The sequence below is a fragment of the Streptacidiphilus sp. EB129 genome (genome assembly GCF_041262645.1).
Classification (GTDB): Bacteria; Actinomycetota; Actinomycetes; order Streptomycetales; family Streptomycetaceae; genus Streptacidiphilus.
In genome coordinates, this window is record NZ_JBGCCS010000100.1 from 1 (window position 1) to 2,038 (window position 2,038).

2 protein-coding genes are annotated in these 2,038 nt (G+C 67.0%); both read left to right on the forward strand.

Going from position 1 to position 2,038, the window contains the following annotated elements; all coding sequences use genetic code 11:
• The first annotated feature begins 166 nt into the window (after nucleotides 1-166).
• Entirely contained in the window at nucleotides 167-1,138 is a 972-nt protein-coding gene (locus tag ABH925_RS37600) for a carbohydrate ABC transporter permease (protein ID WP_370156131.1), read from the forward strand.
• 6 nt (nucleotides 1,139-1,144) lie between these two features.
• Complete coding sequence (locus ABH925_RS37605; protein ID WP_370156134.1) at nucleotides 1,145-2,038, forward strand: carbohydrate ABC transporter permease; 894 nt, start codon at nucleotides 1,145-1,147, stop codon at nucleotides 2,036-2,038.

The following is a 2,038-nucleotide window of genomic DNA, read 5'->3' on the forward strand; positions in this document are numbered from 1 at the left end:
GGCGCCGGCGTCCAGGGCACCGACCCCGGCAAGGTCCTCGGCGACCTGCAGTCCTTCGCCAACAGCGGCAACTAGTACCCAGTCCGCACCTCCGGGGGCCGACCCACCCGACCACATCACCGGTCGCGTTGGGCCGGCCCGCGGTGCGCACCGATGGAGTAGACCCATGACGCAAACGACTCCCGCCGACAGGGTGGACGCGGCGCCCGGCCCCCGGCACCCACCCGTGGTGCGGCACCGTGGCGGGCGGATGTGGCGCACCGCGCGGGCGTTGGCGCCGCTGCCGTGGATTTTGCCGGCCACCGTGCTGATCGCCTTCGTGGTGATCTGGCCGGTGGTGGCGATGTTCCAGACCTCCTTCCAGCACTACTCCTCCCTCGGGTTCGACATGGGCTCGGCGGGCTGGAGGAACTACACCCGGCTGTTCGCCGAGAGCGACCTGGGTGGGGTCATGGTGCGCACCGTGGTGTGGGTGGTCGCCGTGGTCGCCATCACGATGCTGGTGTCCCTGGCGGTGGCGAACCTGTTCAACAAGCAGTTCCCCGGCCGCCGGGTCGCGCGCTGGGCGCTGATCGCACCGTGGGCCGCGTCGGTGGTGATGACCACCATCGTGTTCCGCTGGATGCTGGACCCCAACAACGGCGTGATCAACGTCTTCCTGCACCAGATCGGCGTGGTCACCCAGTTCAACACCCCCGCCGCAGCGTGGCTCGCCTCCCCCACCTCGGCGTTTGGCTGGGAGGTGTTCGTGGCGGTGTTCGTCTCCATCCCGTTCACCACCTACGCCCTGCTGGCCGGCCTGCAAGCAGTCCCCGCCGAGGTCTACGAAGCCGCGAAACTCGACGGCGCCTCCCCGGCCCGGACGTACTGGTCGGTCACGCTGCCGCTGCTGCGCCCCGCGCTGCTGGTCGCCGCGCTGATCAACGTGATGAACGTCTTCAACTCCTTCCCCATCATCTGGGAACTGACCGGCGGCGGACCGGCCAACCAGACCGCCACCACCACCATCTTCATGTACACCACCAAACAGGTCAGCATCGGCGAGGCCGCCGCCATGTCCGTGGTCAACTTCGGCTTCATCATCGTGATCGTCCTGCTGTTCCTGCGGGCGTCCAAGTGGAACACCGCGGAGGACTGACACACCATGACCACCACCACCCCCGCACCCCTCCCCGCCCCCGCCACCCCCGCCAAACGCCCCGCCACCCCCACCGCCCGGCGCACCCCGCCGCGGCTGCGCACCGTGGCGATCGCCGGATCCGCGTACCTGATCGCCATCGTCTTCCTGCTGCCCTACCTGGAAATGGTGATCACCGCGCTGCGCCCGGCCGGTGAGCTGACCGACCGCAACTACCTGCCGCACCACTTCGCGTTCGGCAACTTCCTCAACATCTGGTCCACCGGGCTTGGCACCAACCTGAAGGTCAGCCTGGAGATCGCGGTCGGCTCCACGCTGCTGGTGCTGCTGGTGGCCATCCCCGCCGCCTACTACACCGCGCGCCGCAACTTCCGCGGCAAGGGCCTGTTCCTGCTGCTGGTCCTGATCACCCAGATGTTCCAGCCCACCGCGATGATCGTCGGGATCTACCGCGAGTTCCTGACCTTCAACATGATCGACTCGGTCTGGGCGCTGGTCCTGGTCAACGCCGGCTTCAACATGGCCTTCGCCGTCTGGATCCTCAACGCCTACTTCAGCGCCATCCCCAAAGAGATCGAAGAAGCCGCGATCGTCGACGGCTGCAGCCGCATCGGCGCCATGTTCCGCGTCATCATCCCCCTGGCCATGCCCGGCATCGTCACCGCCCTGATCTTCACCTTCATCGCCGCCTGGAACGAATTCATCGTCGCCCTGACCCTGACCACCTCCGACACCAACCACCCCCTGACCGTCAAAGCCTCCAGCTACATCGGCCAGTACTCCATCGACTGGCAACACCTCTTCGCCGGCTCCGTCATCGCCACCATCCCCGTCATCATCCTGTTCGCCCTCATCGAAGGCAAAGTCGTCTCCGGCCTCACCGCAGGCTCCGTCAAATAA